16 protein-coding genes are annotated in these 15957 nt (G+C 68.1%); 2 read left to right on the top strand and 14 right to left on the bottom strand.

The window, feature by feature from the left end; all coding sequences use genetic code 11:
* Position 1 precedes the first annotated feature (1 nt).
* From sdhD to XAN126_RS0120225, 3 genes are all read right to left on the bottom strand, one after another.
* Positions 2–418 carry a succinate dehydrogenase, hydrophobic membrane anchor protein gene (gene sdhD / locus XAN126_RS0120235; protein ID WP_024280383.1) on the bottom strand — a complete coding sequence of 139 codons (417 nt, stop codon included), beginning with the start codon at positions 416–418 and terminating at the stop codon, positions 2–4.
* A 10-nt stretch (positions 419–428) separates the two neighbouring features.
* Entirely contained in the window at positions 429–827 is a 399-nt protein-coding gene (gene sdhC / locus XAN126_RS0120230; protein WP_024280382.1) for a succinate dehydrogenase, cytochrome b556 subunit, read from the bottom strand.
* Positions 828–1149: 322 nt separating this feature from the next.
* Complete coding sequence (locus XAN126_RS0120225) at positions 1150–1836, bottom strand: OmpW family protein (protein ID WP_024280381.1); 687 nt, start codon at positions 1834–1836, stop codon at positions 1150–1152.
* Between the two features lie 348 nt (positions 1837–2184).
* On the opposite strand from XAN126_RS0120225, the gene XAN126_RS27325 reads away from it, so the two are divergent.
* A complete protein-coding gene (locus tag XAN126_RS27325) occupies positions 2185–3309 on the top strand; it encodes a PHB depolymerase family esterase (protein ID WP_197024073.1) in 1125 nt (374 codons plus the stop codon).
* Here XAN126_RS27325 and XAN126_RS0120215 read toward each other — a convergent pair.
* Positions 3285–4337: a MaoC family dehydratase gene (locus tag XAN126_RS0120215; protein ID WP_024280379.1), complete on the bottom strand. Its 1053-nt coding sequence runs from the start codon at positions 4335–4337 to the stop codon at positions 3285–3287. The two genes, XAN126_RS27325 and XAN126_RS0120215, sit on opposite strands and share 25 nt — an antisense overlap.
* A gap of 195 nt (positions 4338–4532) precedes the next feature.
* Between XAN126_RS0120215 and XAN126_RS0120210 the strand changes: the two genes are divergently transcribed.
* Entirely contained in the window at positions 4533–5447 is a 915-nt protein-coding gene (locus XAN126_RS0120210; RefSeq protein WP_024280378.1) for a cation diffusion facilitator family transporter, read from the top strand.
* A 57-nt stretch (positions 5448–5504) separates the two neighbouring features.
* On the opposite strand, the gene XAN126_RS0120205 is transcribed toward XAN126_RS0120210, so the two are convergent.
* The 10 genes from XAN126_RS0120205 to smc form a co-directional block, all read right to left on the bottom strand.
* Positions 5505–5708: a DUF1737 domain-containing protein gene (locus XAN126_RS0120205; protein ID WP_024280377.1), complete on the bottom strand. Its 204-nt coding sequence runs from the start codon at positions 5706–5708 to the stop codon at positions 5505–5507.
* 20 nt (positions 5709–5728) lie between these two features.
* Positions 5729–6433, bottom strand: a complete 705-nt coding sequence (locus XAN126_RS0120200) for a DJ-1/PfpI family protein (RefSeq protein ID WP_024280376.1) — start codon at positions 6431–6433, stop codon at positions 5729–5731.
* A 7-nt stretch (positions 6434–6440) separates the two neighbouring features.
* Positions 6441–7340, bottom strand: coding sequence for a CoA ester lyase (locus XAN126_RS0120195; protein ID WP_024280375.1), 900 nt, complete (start codon positions 7338–7340; stop codon positions 6441–6443).
* Between the two features lie 135 nt (positions 7341–7475).
* Positions 7476–8663 (bottom strand): SGNH family hydrolase, encoded by a 1188-nt coding sequence (locus XAN126_RS0120190; RefSeq protein WP_348550923.1) that lies wholly within the window; start codon positions 8661–8663, stop codon positions 7476–7478.
* Positions 8664–8932: 269 nt separating this feature from the next.
* On the bottom strand, positions 8933–9424 hold the full coding sequence (locus tag XAN126_RS0120185) for an ATP F0F1 synthase subunit B (protein WP_029555300.1): 492 nt from the start codon (positions 9422–9424) through the stop codon (positions 8933–8935).
* Positions 9425–9571: 147 nt separating this feature from the next.
* A complete protein-coding gene (locus tag XAN126_RS0120180) occupies positions 9572–10291 on the bottom strand; it encodes a F0F1 ATP synthase subunit B (RefSeq protein WP_245272301.1) in 720 nt (239 codons plus the stop codon).
* A 111-nt stretch (positions 10292–10402) separates the two neighbouring features.
* Positions 10403–10630: a F0F1 ATP synthase subunit C gene (locus tag XAN126_RS0120175; protein ID WP_024280371.1), complete on the bottom strand. Its 228-nt coding sequence runs from the start codon at positions 10628–10630 to the stop codon at positions 10403–10405.
* A gap of 62 nt (positions 10631–10692) precedes the next feature.
* Positions 10693–11445: a F0F1 ATP synthase subunit A gene (locus XAN126_RS0120170; protein WP_024280370.1), complete on the bottom strand. Its 753-nt coding sequence runs from the start codon at positions 11443–11445 to the stop codon at positions 10693–10695.
* Positions 11446–11624: 179 nt separating this feature from the next.
* Positions 11625–12008 (bottom strand): AtpZ/AtpI family protein, encoded by a 384-nt coding sequence (locus tag XAN126_RS0120165; protein ID WP_024280369.1) that lies wholly within the window; start codon positions 12006–12008, stop codon positions 11625–11627.
* Positions 12009–12262: 254 nt separating this feature from the next.
* Positions 12263–15715, bottom strand: coding sequence for a chromosome segregation protein SMC (gene smc, locus XAN126_RS0120160; RefSeq protein ID WP_024280368.1), 3453 nt, complete (start codon positions 15713–15715; stop codon positions 12263–12265).
* Positions 15716–15957 lie beyond the last annotated feature (242 nt).

Below are 15957 nucleotides of genomic sequence, written 5' to 3'. Positions count from 1 at the left end.
GTCAGCCTCCCAGGCTGATCTTGAGCACGGCGAAGGCGCCGGCGAGGGCAACGGCAATGCTGAAGAAGGTGTTGGCCACGATGAGCAGCACCTTGAGGCCTTCCGTGTGCACGTAGTCCTCGATGACCACCTGCATGCCGATGCGCATGTGCGTCGTAACGGAAAGCAGCGTCAGAAGGATGATCACCGCCACCAGCGGATGACCGAGCGTCGCGCGGGCCGCGGCGTAGCTCTGGCCGGCTACCGAGATCACGATGATGATGAAGGCGATGGAGAGCAGGAGGTTCGCGGCGCCGGTGAGGCGCTGCGTGAAGAAGTGCTCGGTGCCCGACTTCGCAGCGCCGAGGCCGCGGACGCGGCCGAGGGGCGTGCGCATGGTGGTACGTGCGGGCGCGGGGCCGGAATGGGGGGTGCTCATGGCGTTCTCCTCAGCCCTTCAGCGCGAGGCCGATGATCCAGACGACCACGGTGAGCACCACCGAGCCGGCCAGGGTGGCCTTGGCGAGCAGAACGCGCTCCGGACCGAAGCCGTGGATGAAGTCCCAGATGAAGTGCCGGATGCCGCCGAGCGCATGGTGCAGCAGCGCCCAGGTGAAGCCGAAGAGGACGAGGAGGCCGATGGGCGAACCCGCAACCGCGGCGAAGGTGGCGTAGGCCGAGGGGGACGTCGCGGCCGCGAGCAGCCACCATACGAGGATCGCCATGCCGAAATACAGGCCGACGCCCGTGATGCGATGCACAATGGACATCATCATCGTGAACAGCGGACGGTAGATCTGTAGGTGTGGCGATAGGGGGCGATCAATGCGCTGAGGGCTGTCGGCCATGGGGCCTCCTCCTGAAAAATCGATCGATCAGGTATCTCAATCGTCGTCTCTTCGCAACGATTCCAAAGCACCTTGGGCCGCTTTAAAGACCGTTACGCAGTGGCCGGCAATTGGATGATCGTCCTATATCCGCGCTTGTAGCGGCCGATTGCTGCGGTGCCAACGCCCCACCGGGGGCCGGATCGGCCCGCGCGCAAGGAAATGTGACGCCTTCGCGGATCGGCGCGACGCAGAACTGTTGCGGGCGTGCCGGCTGGCGGGCGAAAAAAAACGCCGGGCAAGCCCGGCGTCTTCTTCTATAGGTCGCGACTGGATCGGTCGATCAGAAGCGGTAGGTCACGCCCGTACCGAAGATCCAGGGATTGAGGTCCGCACCGCCCTGCAGATAGGCGCCGCCGACGGTCTGCAGCATGAAGTCGGGCTGCAGGAAGATCTTCTTCACGTCGACGTTGAAGCCCCAGTGACGGTCGATCATCCAGTCGAAGCCGACCTGCAGGGCCAGGCCCCACGCGTCGTTGACCTTCAGCGAGGAGAAGGCCGGGTTGGTCGACTCCTGGCTGAAGAAGGCGGTGTAGTTCACGCCGGCGCCGATATAGGGCTTGAACGGGCCGAAGTCGGTGAAGTGGTACTGCAGGGTGAGGGTGGGGGGCAGCAGCCACACCTTGCCGACCTGACCGAGACCGGCAAGGGTGCCGGCGCCGTAGATGTTGTGGGGCGTCACGCCGAGGATGAGCTCGGCGGCGATGTTCTTGGTGAAGTAGTAGGAGATGTCGAGCTCGGGAACGACGGAGCTCGAATAGGTCAGGTCCGACCCCCAGACGCCGGTCACCGAGCCGCCGTTCTCGGGCAGCACGTAGAGGGCGCGCACGCGAATCTGCCACGGGCTCAGCGGCTCTTCGACCGCCGGGGCCTTGTAGACCGGGGTGGAAAGATCGGCGGCCGTTGCGCTGCCGGCAACGAGGGCGCTGAGCCCCGCCGCGAAAATGATACCAAGTCCGAGCTTCGACATGCCCCGCTCCCACAAGCCCTTTGAGATAACTGATAGGAAACACTTCCTCCTGCGAGGCGATGTTCAGTTTGATCTAGATCAAATTGGCGGCGGAGCTGCCGCGTGTGTGGCCGCAATGACACACCACCGCCTCGCCGCCGCCGTATTCGCAGGGCAAGCCTGGATGCGATGGCAGGGGCGGCCCTCGCGCTAAATTCTATTTGTTTCAAGAGGCTTATTGCGCTCATGACGGTCCTTGCCGCCCTTGTCCGCCGCCGCCCGGCCCCCGACGCTTCGACTTTAGACGTGTGGCAATCGTGGCTGCGGCGGGGCGCCGCTGGCAGCGGGATGTTCCTTGCGAGTCTCTTTTTGTTCCTGTTTTGGTCGGTTTTTGCTCCGGCCCATGCGGAATCGGTCAAGGACCTCAGGCTTTCGGTCAACGGGGAGACCCGCCGTTATGTGGTGGTGACACCCGACGGCATCACCACGCCGGCGCCCACGGTGATCGCGCTGCACGGCGCGGCGCAGACGCCGGAGAGCTTCCGCGCCTATTTCGGGCTCGACGCCGCGGCGGCAAAGCACGGGTTCGTTGCCGTCTATCCGGAAGGGGAGGGGAGGACGTGGAACGATGGCCGCCCGGCGGCCATGCGGCTCAAGATGATGCTGCGGCCGGGCGACGACGTGGCGTTCCTCGTGGCCCTGGCGCGGCGTCTGGCGGCGGACGGCATCGCCGATCCGAACCGCATCTATCTCACCGGCATTTCCAACGGCGGCTTCATGGTGCAGCGCATGGCCTGCGAATACAGCGAGCTGTTCGCCGCCTACTCGGCCATCATGTCCACCGCCCCGGCCAACTATAAGGAGGAGTGCCAGCCGTCGAAGCCGGTCTCCATCCAGTTCATCCACGGCACGGCGGATTCGGTGATCGGCTATGCCGGTTTCTGGACCCCGCTGGGCTCGACCCTCTCCGCGCCCGACAGCGCCCGCCTCTATGCCGCTCTGGACGGATGCGGGCCGGCCACCAGCACCAAGCTGCCCGACCTTGCCCCGGACGACGGCACCACCGCCGAGCTGCGCCGCTGGGAAGGCTGCCGGGATGGCAGCGCGGTGGAGCTCATCACCATCGAGCGCGGTGGCCACCAGTCGCCGGCCATGGTGGAGACCAAGCCGGATCTCGCCACGCCGTTTCTCGGCCTGCGCAGCCACGACATCGATGCCGGCGAAGAGGTTTGGCGCTTCATGTCGGTCTATGGCGGGCTTCCAGCACCGGCGGCGCCGGCCGCGCCGCCGCGCAAGCCGAAGCCCAAGCCGGCCACCTCAGGCGCAGCGGCAAAGCCGCCGGCACCGACCTCTGGGCCGGCCGACGGAAGCAAGCCGTCGGAAGCGAAGTCGCCGGCTGCCAAGCCCCAGGGGGCGAGCGCTGCACCGCCCGCGACCTCTGCCGGGGCGGCGGCGTCAGGTGCGACCGGTCAGCGCGGGATCAGCGCCCAGTAGTCGAGATCGAGGATGACGCTCGGGTCGTAATCGCCGTTCTCCGCCTTGAATGGGAAATCGGCGGTCGGCCGGTCCTTGGTGGCGACGGTACGCAGGCGCAGCGCGCCCACATCGTCACGGCCCGGCAGTTCTTGCGCGTCCAGCACCTCGCTCCAGGCATGGACGGTGAGGCCGGCGAACAGCGGCGCCACATGCCGGCCGCCGTTGATCGCGGCGATGTGGAAGGCGTTGGCGAGGCCGTTGAACGAGAGCGCGCGGGCGATGGAGATCACATGCCCGCCATAGATGAGACGGCGGCCGAAGCGGCCCTGGCCTTCGGTGAACTGGTTGAAGTGCACCTTCGCCGTGTTCTGGTAGAGGCGGGTGGCGATCATGTGCTCCGCCTCCTCCACGGTCATGCCGTCCACATGGTCGATGCGCTCGCCTACCGCATAGTCGCTGAAGCGGGCGGCGGAGCCGGACAGGTCATCGCGCCAGCCGGCGAGGTCGAGCACGGGCACGGCGCCGCCAAGGGCATCGGGCGCCAGCGCCGCCGGAAGGGTGGGAACCACGGGCTCCGGCGCGGGCAGGGACGGGTCGGCCTTGCGCACCATCACCCAGCGCACATAGTCCAGCACCTCGGTGCCATCCTGGTTGAAGCCCACGGAGCGGACATAGACGACGCCGCTCTGGCCGTTGGAATTCTCCCTGAGGCCGATGACCTCGGAGACGGCCGTGAGGGTATCACCCGGATAGACCGGGGCAAGAAAGCGCCCGCCGGCATAGCCGAGATTGGCCACGGCATTGAGCGAGATGTCCGGGACCGTCTTACCGAACACGGTATGGAACACGAGCAGGTCGTCCACCGGAGCGGCGGGATAGCCGATGTCCTGGGCGAAGGTGTCGGCCGACTGGACCGCGAAGCGGGTGCCATACAGGGCACTGTAGAGGCTCACATCGCCCACCGTGACGGTGCGCGGCGTCGCGTGGCGGATCACCTGGCCGACGCTGAAATCCTCGAAGAAATTGCCCCGGTTGGTCTTGCTCATCTAGGGTCCCCCAATTCGTCGCCGCATGTTGCAGAGCCCGTGGGTGCGACGCAACAGGCCGAAGGGAGAACGTGCCGAATCTCGGCCGCGATGCGGGATCGGCTTGACGCATACCCCCCTAATAGTCCTCATGGGGGCGTTCCGAGGCGGTGCTGGGCCGCTCCGGGAAAACGCAGCGGGCAAGAGGGGGCATTCGTGTCGGGTTCGGCGAGCCAGAATCTGTCGTTCAAGGCCATGATCTTCACGGCCTGCCTGTTTCCCTTCTACATCCTCGCCGCGACGCTCACCAATTCGGCGGCGATCCTCACCGACCTCCTCGCCACCTCCTTCGACCTCACGGCGCTCACCGCCTGCTGGCTGGTGCTGAAGCTCGCCCACAAGGCCCATGCGGGCAAATATGCCTACGGCCTCGGCAAGCTGGAAAATCTCGCCGAACTGATGATCGCGCTGCTGCAGACCATCCTGGTGGTCATCGCCGGCACCCGCGCCATCATCCGCGTGATGCACCCGGAGGGCGTGGATGGCGCCGAGCTGGGCCTGTTCGTGGCGGCCATGGCGGTGATCGGCAACGTGATCCTGAACCGCAAGGCGACCCGCCTCGCCCACGAGACCCATTCCCCGGTGCTGGCCGCCCAGGCCCGCGTTCACCTCGTCTCGGCCATCGCCTCGGGCTCGGTGTTCACGGTCACGGTGATCCTGTCGATCTTCAACAACATCCCGATCCTGTACTACCTCGATCCGCTGGGCTCGTTCGTGGTCATCGGGTTCATGATCTACAACATCTACGCCATGCTCTCGAACTCGGTGGCCTCCCTGCTCGACCAGGCCATCGACGAGGCGGGGCAGCTGCGCATCCTCAAGGTGCTCACCACCCATTTCGACGACTTCGACGAGCTGGGCGACATCCGCACCCGCCAGTTCGGCGGCAAGATGTTCGTGGAGCTGCATCTCGGCTTCGAGAGCGACTGGACGGTCGCCCGGGCCCGCACCGTGGTGGCCAAGCTCACCGAGTCGGTGAAGCGGGAGTTCCGCGAGGCCGGCGACGAGGTGGACGTGTCCATCGTCCTCATGCCCGGCCACGCCGCTTCTGCCGAGGCGAAGGCGGTCTGATCCGCCGTCGCGCATCTCCGATCGGTGATCCCCGATCGGCGCTCCCTTGGCGCGGGCTCAGTGCTCGGAGAGCACCACCTCGTCCGACCACTCGCCTTCCACTTCCTTCACGATGGCCTGCCCGCAGATGACGCGGCCCTGAACGGTGTCGAAGGTGAGCGTGGGCGCACCGTGGAGCTGCCAGCCCCGGTTGAGGGCTGCGGACACGCGCTTGCAGAAGGCGGCGTCGTCAGGGCCGGTGAGATAGCGATAGAGCTTCATGGTTCATTCCCCCCGGGGTGTCAGAGCCGCGCGCCGATGCGACGGGCGACGGCGTCGCGCTTGTCCTGGAAGCCCTGCGTCCGGCCACGGACCTCCTCGACGAGGCGGGGATCCTCCTTGTCGCGGGGCGGGAAGGGCGGTTCGGGCTGGTATTCGATGGCGAGGGTGATGCGCCGCGCCTCGTCCTCGCCGGCGATCTCGCTCGCCAGTGCCAGCGCCAGGTCGATGCCGGAGGAGACGCCGGCGCCGGTGAGGCGATTGCGGTCGATCACCACCCGCTCCTCCACCGGGATGGCACCGAGATGGGCCAGCTGCGGCAAAGACAGCCAGTGGCAGGTGGCACGATAGCCCTTGAGCAGCCCCGCAGCGCCAAGGATCAGCGAGCCGGTGCAGACGGACGTCACGTAGCGCGCGCCAGCCGCCATCTCCTGCAGGAAGCCGAGGGTTTCCCGGTCCTCCATCAACTCGAGCTGGCCCGGCCCGCCGGGCACGAACAGCACGTCGCAGTCGTGGATTTCCTTGAAGGCGGCGGTGGGCATGATGGAAAGCCCCGCCACGTCCTTCACCGGCCTGGTGCTCGTCTTCCAGACAATGTCGATTTTCGCGCCGGGCAGCCGCGCGAACACCTCGAACGGGCCGGTGAGGTCGAGCTGCGTCATGTCCGGATAGGCGACCATGACGATGTGCAGGGGCGCGGGTGCGGTCGGGGCGGCGGGCGTGGTCATGGCGAGGTCAGCTTCGGGCAGCGATGGCGTCGGCCAGCGCGACGGTGCGCTTCGCCATCTCGGCGTGGAGCAGCTCCACCATGCGGCCGTCCAGCGTGATAACGCCCTTGCCCGCATTCTCCGGCAAAGCGAAGGCGGCGATGATCGCCCGGGCGCGCGCCACATCGGCCTCCGGGGGGCTGAAGGCGATGTTGCAGGGCTCGATCTGGCTGGGGTGGATCAGCGTCTTGCCATCCATGCCGAATTCAACGCCCTGGGCGCATTCGGCCTTGAAGCCTTCGAGGTCCTGGAACTGGTTCCACACGCCGTCCAGCACGTTCACGCCATAGACGCGGGCGGCGGCGATGACGAGGCTCAGCCAGCCGACCATGGGCGCGCGGCCGGGCACGAGCGCGGCGCGGGTTTCCTTGGCGAGGTCATTGGTGCCGAGCACGAACACCGAAAGCCGCGTCAGAGGGTCCTGCGCGGCGGCGGCGATGGCCTTGATGTCGAGGATCGCCAGCGGCGTCTCGATCATCGCCCATACCCGCGTGGTGGCGGGAACGTCGAGCGCCTTGAGGCGGCGGCCCACCGTGACGAGCTGTTCCACCGACTGCACCTTGGGCAGCAGGATCGCGTCGGGTGTGGCGGATGCGGCGGCTTCCAGATCATCCGGTCCCCACGGCGTGTCGAGGCCGTTGATGCGGATGACCACCTCGCGCGGCCCGAAGCCGCCGGCCTTCACCGTCTCGACGATGCGGCCGCGGGCTTCGACCTTGGCGTCGGGCGCAACCGCGTCTTCTAGGTCCAAGATCACCGCATCGGCCGGAAGGGTGCGCGCCTTCTCCAGCGCGCGGGCGTTGGAGCCGGGCATGTAGAGGACGCTGCGGCGCGGACGGATGGACGCGGCGGAATTTCCCTCGGACATGACGGCTCCTCGACCGATGCAGCGGGCGGCGCCCGCATTTCTTCCCTGAAATCGGTAAAGCGCCGCTCCGGCTTTGCAAAGCGGATTTTGCCGCGCTGCGGCAGAGGTGGTCAGGCCGCCGGAAGACGGGAGGCGTCAGCGTGCCGGCGGAGCGGCGGCCGGCTCGGCGCCGGGGGGCGGCCAGGTGAAATCGTCGGCCCGTCCGCGAACGGGCGGCGGCGCGACTCCGTCCTTCAGCACCTTCGCGGCGGAAGCAGCGCTGGTGGACACCTGAACCGCATCAGGGCGCGTTTCGCGGCCTGTCGCCGGCGCACCGGCGAGGGCGGAGGGCCGCTCCGGTCCGCTGGTCGCGTCCGGCGTCGCAGATGCCTTGGCGCCGCCGCTCTCCTCCAGCATGCGGTTGATGTCCTTCTGCACGAAGAAGGCCAGCTTTCGCCCGCCGGCGCGGGTAAACCGCACGCCATCGTTGAATCTCAGGCGCCTGCGCTGGCCGTCCACCGCCGGGCCGTTCGCCATGTATTTCCCGTCCTCGTCGACGAAGCCGTCCCAGACGTTGGCAAAGGTGAGCCCCGCGCGGGCGACGCGGGCACGCAGGATTTCGTTCAGCTTGGCGTAGTCATCGGACAGCTGGCCGTTGGCAACGGGGGCAAGGCCGACGACGATCACCCGGCCCGCCTTTTCGCGAAGCGCGGCGAGCACCTCGTCGACGCGCTTGCCATAGAGCTCGCTCCACCGCTCAGTCAGCGGCTGGGCCTGGCCATCGCCATCCTTGATGGGCTGGAGGTCGTCGGCGCCGAGTGCGACCACGGTCACTGACGGCCGTGCGACCGCGATCGCATCGGGAAGGCGGGCGAGCCAGTCCACCGGCGTCGGCAGGAAGCCGCTCTCGTCAACCGTGTTGTCGATGATCGCGATGCGCTGGCGTTCCGGCACGTAGGAATCGGCGAGGCCCTGCGCCAACTGTCCGGCCATGCGGTCGCCCAGTACCAGCACGAACTGGCTGGGCGGGACGCGCTTGCCCTGGCTCGCGGCATCGGCGGAGCCATAGACGACGCCAGTCGGCTCGGCCGGCGCCTGGGGCTTGGCCTGCTGGGGCGGAGGAAGGACCTCGGGCTGGGGCTGGAACGGCCACCAGCCGGAATTCTGCGGGGGGCGCTGTTGCTGCCGCTGCTGGGGCTGGGGATTGCCGCGTGGCACGTTGGCCGGGGGGCGCAGGAAGAAGAAGAAGTCGTTCTGCGCGAAGGCGGGGCGGGCCGAATCGGCGGCCAGCGCCATCCCCGTGAGGAGTGCGAGCAGCAGCAGGGCGAGGGGATTGAGCCGCACGGACAAACGGCCTCGCCTCCGGCTCGGCCCGGTCTGGGAAGAACGTGTTTCCGCTGCGCGCCACATATCCTAGCAATGGACCAGCGCGGCGGCTCAATCAAGGCGTCCGCGGAGCGGGGAGGCGCCGGGGCAGGTTCGCGGCCGGGAGCAGCGGGCGCCCCGCCGGGGCAGATGGCGAGGCGTCGTCGAAATCGGTCGCGTCGCCGAGCCTTTCGAAAACGAAAAAGGCCGCCAGTGGCGGCCTTCCGGAGGAACGGAGCTGATTGCGCTCAGTTCAGCTTGGTCCTGACCTCGCCGATGGCGTGGGAAATCAGGCGGTCAGAGACATCGCCGGTAGCGGCACGACCCAGCAGAACCTCTGCGGCCTTGGCGGCTGCCTCGGCGGCGATGGCCTTCACATCGGCCACGGCCTGGTGCTCGGCCTGGGCGATCTTGTCCTCGGCCATCTTGGTGCGGCGGGACACGAAGTCCTCAAGCTTGGCCTTCGCCTCGGCGGCGAGGCGCTCGGCCTCAGCCTTCGCGGCGGTGACGATGGATTCGGCCTCGGCCTCGGCCTCGCGCTGCTTGCGCTTGAACTCGGCAACGAGCTTCTGCGCCTCTTCCTTCAGCCGGCGCGCTTCTTCAAGCTCGGCGGAGATGCGCTGGCCGCGGCTGTCGAGCGCGGAAGCGATGGCGCGGTGGGCGCCGGCATAGATGAGGATGCCGACGAAGACCACGAAGGCGATGGCGACCCAAAGTTCAGCCAGTGACATCTCGTTCATAACGTGGTCCTCGGGTCCGTCTGCGTCCGCCCGGTCCGGGCCTGCGCGACGTTGAAACGTCAGGGTCTCGTCGAGAACGCGAACCGGTCAGGCGCGTTCAAAATTCCAGAACCCGGCTGCCCTGAAGGCGCGCGGGTGTCGCGACACTCAGGCCGCGTCCTTCTTGGCGAGGGCGCCGTCGACGGCCTGTTCCACCTCGTGCTGAGCAGGGCTCGTGCCAATGAGCGTGGAGACGATGGCGCCGGTGGCGTCCACGGCGATGCCCTTCACGTGGGTGAGGGCCTCGGTCTTGGTGGAGGCGATGCGCTCCTCGGCGGCAGCGAGCTTGGTGGCGAGCTCCGCCTCGAGCGACTTGCGGTTGGCATCCTGCTCGGCGTTGAGACGGTTGCGCGTCTCGCCGGCGATGGAGTTGGCCTTGGCGCGAGCCTCGTTGAGGGCCTTCTCGTAGGCCGCCTGGGCGGCCTCGCTGTCGGCCTTGTGCTTCGCCGCTTCCTCAAGGTCGTCGGCGATGCGGTCGTGGCGTTCTTCCAGGATGCGACCGATGCGCGGCAGGGCGATACGGCTCATCAGGAGATAGAGCAGGCCGAAGCTCAGGGCGAGCCACAGCAGCTGCGAGGCGAAGGTGGTGCCGTCGAAGGGCGGAAAGTGGCTCTTCTTGCCGTGCTCTCCGGCCGCATCCGCATGTCCCGTGCCGGGAGCTGCGGCGGCAGGCTCGTGGGTCCCGTGCCCGGCGGCGCCGGTGGGAGGAGCCGCCTGCGCAACCACGGCCGGCTTGCCGACAGGATCGCTCGCCGCCGAAACGGGAGCGCCCATCAGGACCGCACCCGCAAACGCCAGCGCGACAGTCACTTTCCACGACTTCATCATGGCTTGCCCGCCTTCGCACCTGTCAAGACATGGGTGTCTCAAGCACAGGTAGTCAATCACTGCGCCCGGGCGCCTGGCGCCCGGGAGACCTCTTCCGTCGCGAACCTGAAATCAGGCCACGAACAGCAGGACGAGGGCGACGACGAGCGAGAAGATGCCGAGACCTTCCGCGAGCGCCGCGCCGATGAACGCGCGGGCGAACTGGCCGTCGGCAGCCGACGGGTTGCGCAGGGCGCCGGAGAGGAAGTTACCGAAGATGTTACCGACGCCGACGCCGGCGAGACCCATGCCGAGGCAGGCGAGACCGGCACCAATGAACTTACCAGCTGCGGGATCCATGGACTGCTCCTTCAAAAACTCGAGTGTTGGGGAAACGGCGGAACGGCGAGGCGAGGTCCGGGTCAGTGACCCGGGTGGATCGCGTCGTTGAGGTAGATCGAGGTGAGCACTGCGAACACGTAGGCCTGCAGCACCGCCACCAGAAGCTCCAGCGCGGTGAGCGCCACGATCATCAGGAAGGGCAGCGTCGCGCCGAACCAGCCGGCGACACCGGCGGAGGCGAGGCCCACCACGAAGAAGGCGAACACCTTCAGCGCGATATGGCCGGCCAGCATATTGGCGAACAGACGCAGCGACAGGCTGATGGGGCGGGAGAGGAACGAGACGACCTCGATCACCACCAGGAAGGGAAGCAGGAAGCCCGGGACGCCCGACGGCACGAACAGGTGCAGGAAGTGGGTGCCGTGCTTGACGAAGCCGTAGATGATGACGGTGCCGATCACCAGCAGCGCCAGGGCGGCGGTGACGATCAGGTGCGCCGTGACGGTGAAGGTGTAGGGGATGAGGCCCACCACGTTCGCCACCAGCACGAACATGAACAGCGAGAACACCAGGGGAAAGAACACCATGCCCTGGTTGCCGGCGCTGTCGCGCACCATCTTGGCGATGAATTCGTAGCTCATCTCCGCCGCCGACTGAGCGCGGCCCGGGACCAGCGTGCGGCCGCGGGTGGCGTAGGTGAGAAAGAAGAAGATGATCGCCACGATGCCGAACATGAACACGGCGGCGTTCGTGAACGAGAATTGCACGCTGCTGAGGTTCAGCAGGTCCACGTAGCGCTTGATCTCGAACTGGTGGATCGGATCGACGGTCATCCGAACGCGCCCCCTGCCATCGCGGCCTCGGCCGCTGAACCCAAGATCACGGCCGAAGCCGCCAAATGTATCAACAGGTCGAAATCCGTTGCCGGACCCCGCCCCAATGACCCGGACGGCTCGCGCCGCCCCGAAAACCCTGTCCCGCCGCGCCGTCCCCGCTTTCGAGGCGGCGCTCGTCAGGACGTGCCGGGGCCCTTTTTCCGGCCTTCGCCGGACGCCCTCAGCATGTTCGTCACGCCTGCAGCAAAGCCGACCAGCGTGAACACGATCAGCCCCCAAGGCGTGATCGAGAAGAAGCGGTCGATGCCGTAGCCGATGAGAGACCCCACCAGAACGCCCGACACAAATTCGGCACCCAACCGGAAGGCAAGCGCGACGCCCGATTTGGACGAGGTATCCTGCTCTTTTGGAGCCGGGACCTCGGCTTTGGCGCGCACGTGGCCCAACGAGGTGTTGAGCCGCTCAAGCCTTGCGGAGAGCTCGGTATCGCTGGGCCGGGAGCTTCCCGCCCCGTCCGGTCCGCTTTTGCCTCCTGCGGAGGTGTCGTCAGGTCCGGACATGGCGCAAGTTCCTGGCTCCGGTGGAGGACAGCAGCCCTCTCCCTTGAACCGCGGCGCACCATAGTTGCGTCAAAATTAGGTGTCAAGGCGGCCGTATATGGTATCAAGCTGCTGAAAATAAAAGAGAAAAATGTGGCTGCGACATCGTGCTTCGCCGTCTCGGCGCTGCCGCGGCGGAAAGCTTGCGCCTGCCAGCTTCAGCAAGGGCCACTCCGTTGCGACGGAAAGGTCCCGCTCAAGCGTGCTCCAAAGCGTTACACAGCCTCCCGCAGGCGCTCTGCGCTCTGCAGATCCACCGACACCAGTCGGGAGATTCCCCGCTCCGCCATCGTCACCCCGAACAGGCGATTCTGGTGGGCCATGGTGATGGGATTGTGGGTGATGGTGAGGAAGCGCGTGTCCGTGAGGCGCGTCATTTCCTCCAGCAGGGTGCAGAATCGCTCCACGTTGGCGTCGTCCAGCGGCGCGTCCACCTCGTCCAGAACGCAGATGGGGGCGGGATTCGTGAGGAAGACGGCGAAGATGAGCGCCATGGCGGTCAGCGCCTGCTCTCCGCCGGAGAGTAGCATCAGCGTCTGCGGCTTCTTGCCCGGGGGCTTGGCGATGATGTCGAGGCCAGCCTCCAGCGGATCGTCCGCATCGGTGAGCACCAGTTGCGCCTCGCCGCCGCCGAACAGCGTGTCGAACAGCTTGCGGAAGTGCCCGTCCACCACCGCGAAGGAGGCCTGAAGCCGTTCGCGCGCCTCGCGATTGAGGCTCTGGATGGCCGCGCGCAGGCGCCGGATGGCCTCGTTCAGGTCGTCGCGCTCGCTGGTGAGCTTGGTGTGCTGGGCTTCCGTTTCCTCCAGCTCCACGTCGGCGCGCAGGTTCACGGCGCCGAGTCGCTCCCGGTCCCGCTTCGCCCGCTCCAACGTCGCCTCGATGGCGGCGACGTTGGGAGGGGGGGATGAGTCGGTGAGGCCGGCTTGTTCGCGGGCGAGGTCCGGCGGGCCGTCGAGAATGTCGGCGATTTCGCGCTGGAGGTCGTCGCGGCGCTGGCGGGCACCTTCCAGCCGGGCGTCGGCGCGGGCGGCCTCGGCGCGGGCACCGGACATGGCTTCCAGCGCGTCGCGGGCGGCCCGATCGGCGGCAGCGAGTGCCTCCTCGCCCTCGGCGAGCCGATCGGCAGCCTCGCGGCGGGCGGCCTCCGCCTCTTCCAGCGCGTTCATGATCGCGCGGCGGCGGCGGATGAACTCGGAGGGGGCCTCCTCGATCTCGGCGAGTTCCGCCTTCGCCTCGGTTTCTCGGGCAGCGACCGCGGCAAGCCGTTCCCCGGCACCTCCGGCGCGCTGGCGCCAGGAGCGTTCTTCGGCGGCAATGGCTTCCAGTCGGCGCATGCGCTGGGTGGCATCGCGCCGCAGTGCATCGAGCCGGGCGCGCGCCTCGGCCACGGCGGCGCGGCGTTCCGCCGTCTCCGCACGGGCACGGGCCAGCTCCGATTCGAGCACCTGCGGCGTGTCGAGGGCGGCGAGCTGGCGCTCGGCGTCGGCCAGCGACGCCTCCGATTCGGCCCGCACGGCGGCGAGACGATTGCGCGCCTCGGCCAGAGCGGAAAGGCGCGCGAGATGCTGGGCAGCGCGGCGCTCGGCCGCCTCCAGCGTGGCGCGGCTCGCCTCGGCGGATCGCTGCGCTGCGCGGCGGGCTTCCCGGGCGAGATTTTCGCCCTCGGCGGCCTGACGCAAGACGCCTTCGCGATCGGCGAGGGTCGCGCGCACTTCGTCCAGATGTGCTTCCGCCAGCGCAGCTTCTGCCTCGATATCGGCGAGCCGATTGCGCTCGGCGAGGCGGCGGGCGGCGGCTGTGGGGGCATCGGCGGCGGCGACCACGCCGTCCCAGCGCCAAAGGTCCCCCTCCATGGAGACGAGGCGTTGGCCCGCCTTGAGCCGGCCTGCCAGCGCGGGGCCGTCCGTGCGGGCCACGATGCCCACCTGCGCCAGCCGTCGCGCCAGCGCCGGGGCGCCGGAGACGAAATGGGAGAGGGGCTGGGCGCCGTGCGGCAACGGGGGGTCGGACGGGTCCAATGCCGCACCGGCCCAGCGGGCGGGGGCGGCGCCGTCCACCGGCAGGTCGAGGTCGTCGCCCAAGGCGGCGCCCAGCGCCGTCTCATAGCCCTTGGCGACGGTGACGAGATCGGCCACAGGCGGGAAGCGCGCATCGCTGGACTGGAGCACCTTCGCCAGCGTCCGCGCCTCGGTCTCCAGTCGGCCGAAGCGGGCCTGCGCTTCGGCGAGGGTCGGGCGCAGTTCCTCAATGGCGCGGCGGGCGACAGTGTGGGCCACCTCTGCGTCGATGCTTGCTTCCTCGGCCTCGGCCAAGGCGTCGCGGGCGGCCTCGGCCTCCATGCGCAGGCCTTCGAGGGCGTCGGTGCCGGCCTGCTGCTTCAGGCGGCTTTCCTCGGCCTCCACGGACGCGCGCTCGGCGGCGTTGCGCACCAGCCGGTCGCGTGTCTCGCGCAGAAGCTGCTCCAGCGAAGCGCGGCGGGCGCCGAGATCGGCAAAGTGCGCGGTCTTCTCCTCAAGGGCGCGCTCGGCCTCCTCCAGAAAGGCGGCGGCCTCCTCCTGCATGTCGGCGGCGATGGCCTCGCGCTCGGCCGCCTCCTCCTGCTCGAAGCGCAGGTTTTCGGCCTCAGCGGCGAGACGCTCCAGCACGCTCTCGGCGTCGTGGGAGAGGGCTTCCTCGCGGGCGGTATCCTGAGCCAGCTGAACGAGGCGACGTTCCAGCTCCTCCTTGCGGGCGGCAAGGCGCGCCTCTTCGGCGTCCAGCTCCTGCCGGGCATGGGTCAGGCGCTGCAAGGCGGCGGCGGCTTCCGCCTCCTTCTGGCGGAGCGCCGGGAGCGCGTGGGCGGCAAGGGCCTGAAGGCGCGCGGCCTCGGCCTGCAGACGCGTGTGCTCGGCGCCGTCGCGCTTGGCGGCTTCAACGGCCTGCTCGGCGTCGGCCAGCGCCTTGGTGACGTCCTGCCAGCGCAACCAGAGCAGGGTCGCTTCGCATTGGCGGATTTCGGCGGCCAGCGACTTGTAGCGCACGGTCTGGCGGGACTGGCGGCGCAGGCTGTCCACCTGCGTGCCCAGCTGGGTGATGACGTCTTCCAGCCGCAGCAGGTTCTGCTCTGCGGCCTTCAGACGGGTCTCGGCCTCGTGGCGGCGGGCGTGAAGGCCGGCGACGCCGGCGGCTTCTTCCAGAATGCGGCGGCGGGCATTGGGCTTGGCGCCGACGATCTCGCCGATCTGCCCCTGCCGCACGAGGGCGGGGGAGCGGGCGCCGGTGGAGGCATCGGCGAATATGAGCTGGACGTCGCGGGCACGGACGTCCTTGCCGTTGATGCGGTAGCTCGATCCGGCGCCGCGCTCGATGCGGCGGACGATCTCCAACTGGTCCCACTCGTTGAAGGCGGCAGGGGCGGTGCGGTCGGAATTGTCGAGGTGCAGCACCACCTCTGCGGAATTGCGCGCCGGCCTCCCCGTGGTGCCGGAGAAGATGACATCCTCCATGTCGTTGGCGCGCATGGCCTTGTATGAGCTTTCGCCCATCACCCAGCGCAGCGCCTCGACAAGATTGGACTTGCCGCACCCGTTCGGCCCCACCACGCCGGTAAGGCCGGGCTCGATCAGGAGATCGGTGGGCTCGACGAAGGTCTTGAAGCCCACGAGCCGCAGGCGGTCGAACTTCATGCCGCGATCTTGGCTGTGGGAATGGGGAACAGGGTCATTGCCGCGGGGTGTGCCAGCCTTTCCGGTGGAGGTCAAACCAGCGTGCATGGGCCATCACCCCCGCGCAAGCCTTGGTTTGTCAACGATCCACAGGGGGTGCCTTGTGCGTCGGCGGGAGGTGCATGCAGATGCGTCTTGTGGTTGCGTCGGCGCCTCCTGCCTTACCTTCCACCGTTGAAAGGGGTACAAGGCGGCAAGCGCCG

This window comes from Xanthobacter sp. 126 (assembly GCF_000526175.1).
Classification (GTDB): domain Bacteria; phylum Pseudomonadota; class Alphaproteobacteria; order Rhizobiales; family Xanthobacteraceae; genus Xanthobacter; species Xanthobacter aminoxidans.
The sequence above is the reverse complement of the archived record's forward strand: the minus strand, read 5'-3'. Positions and strand labels throughout refer to the sequence as shown.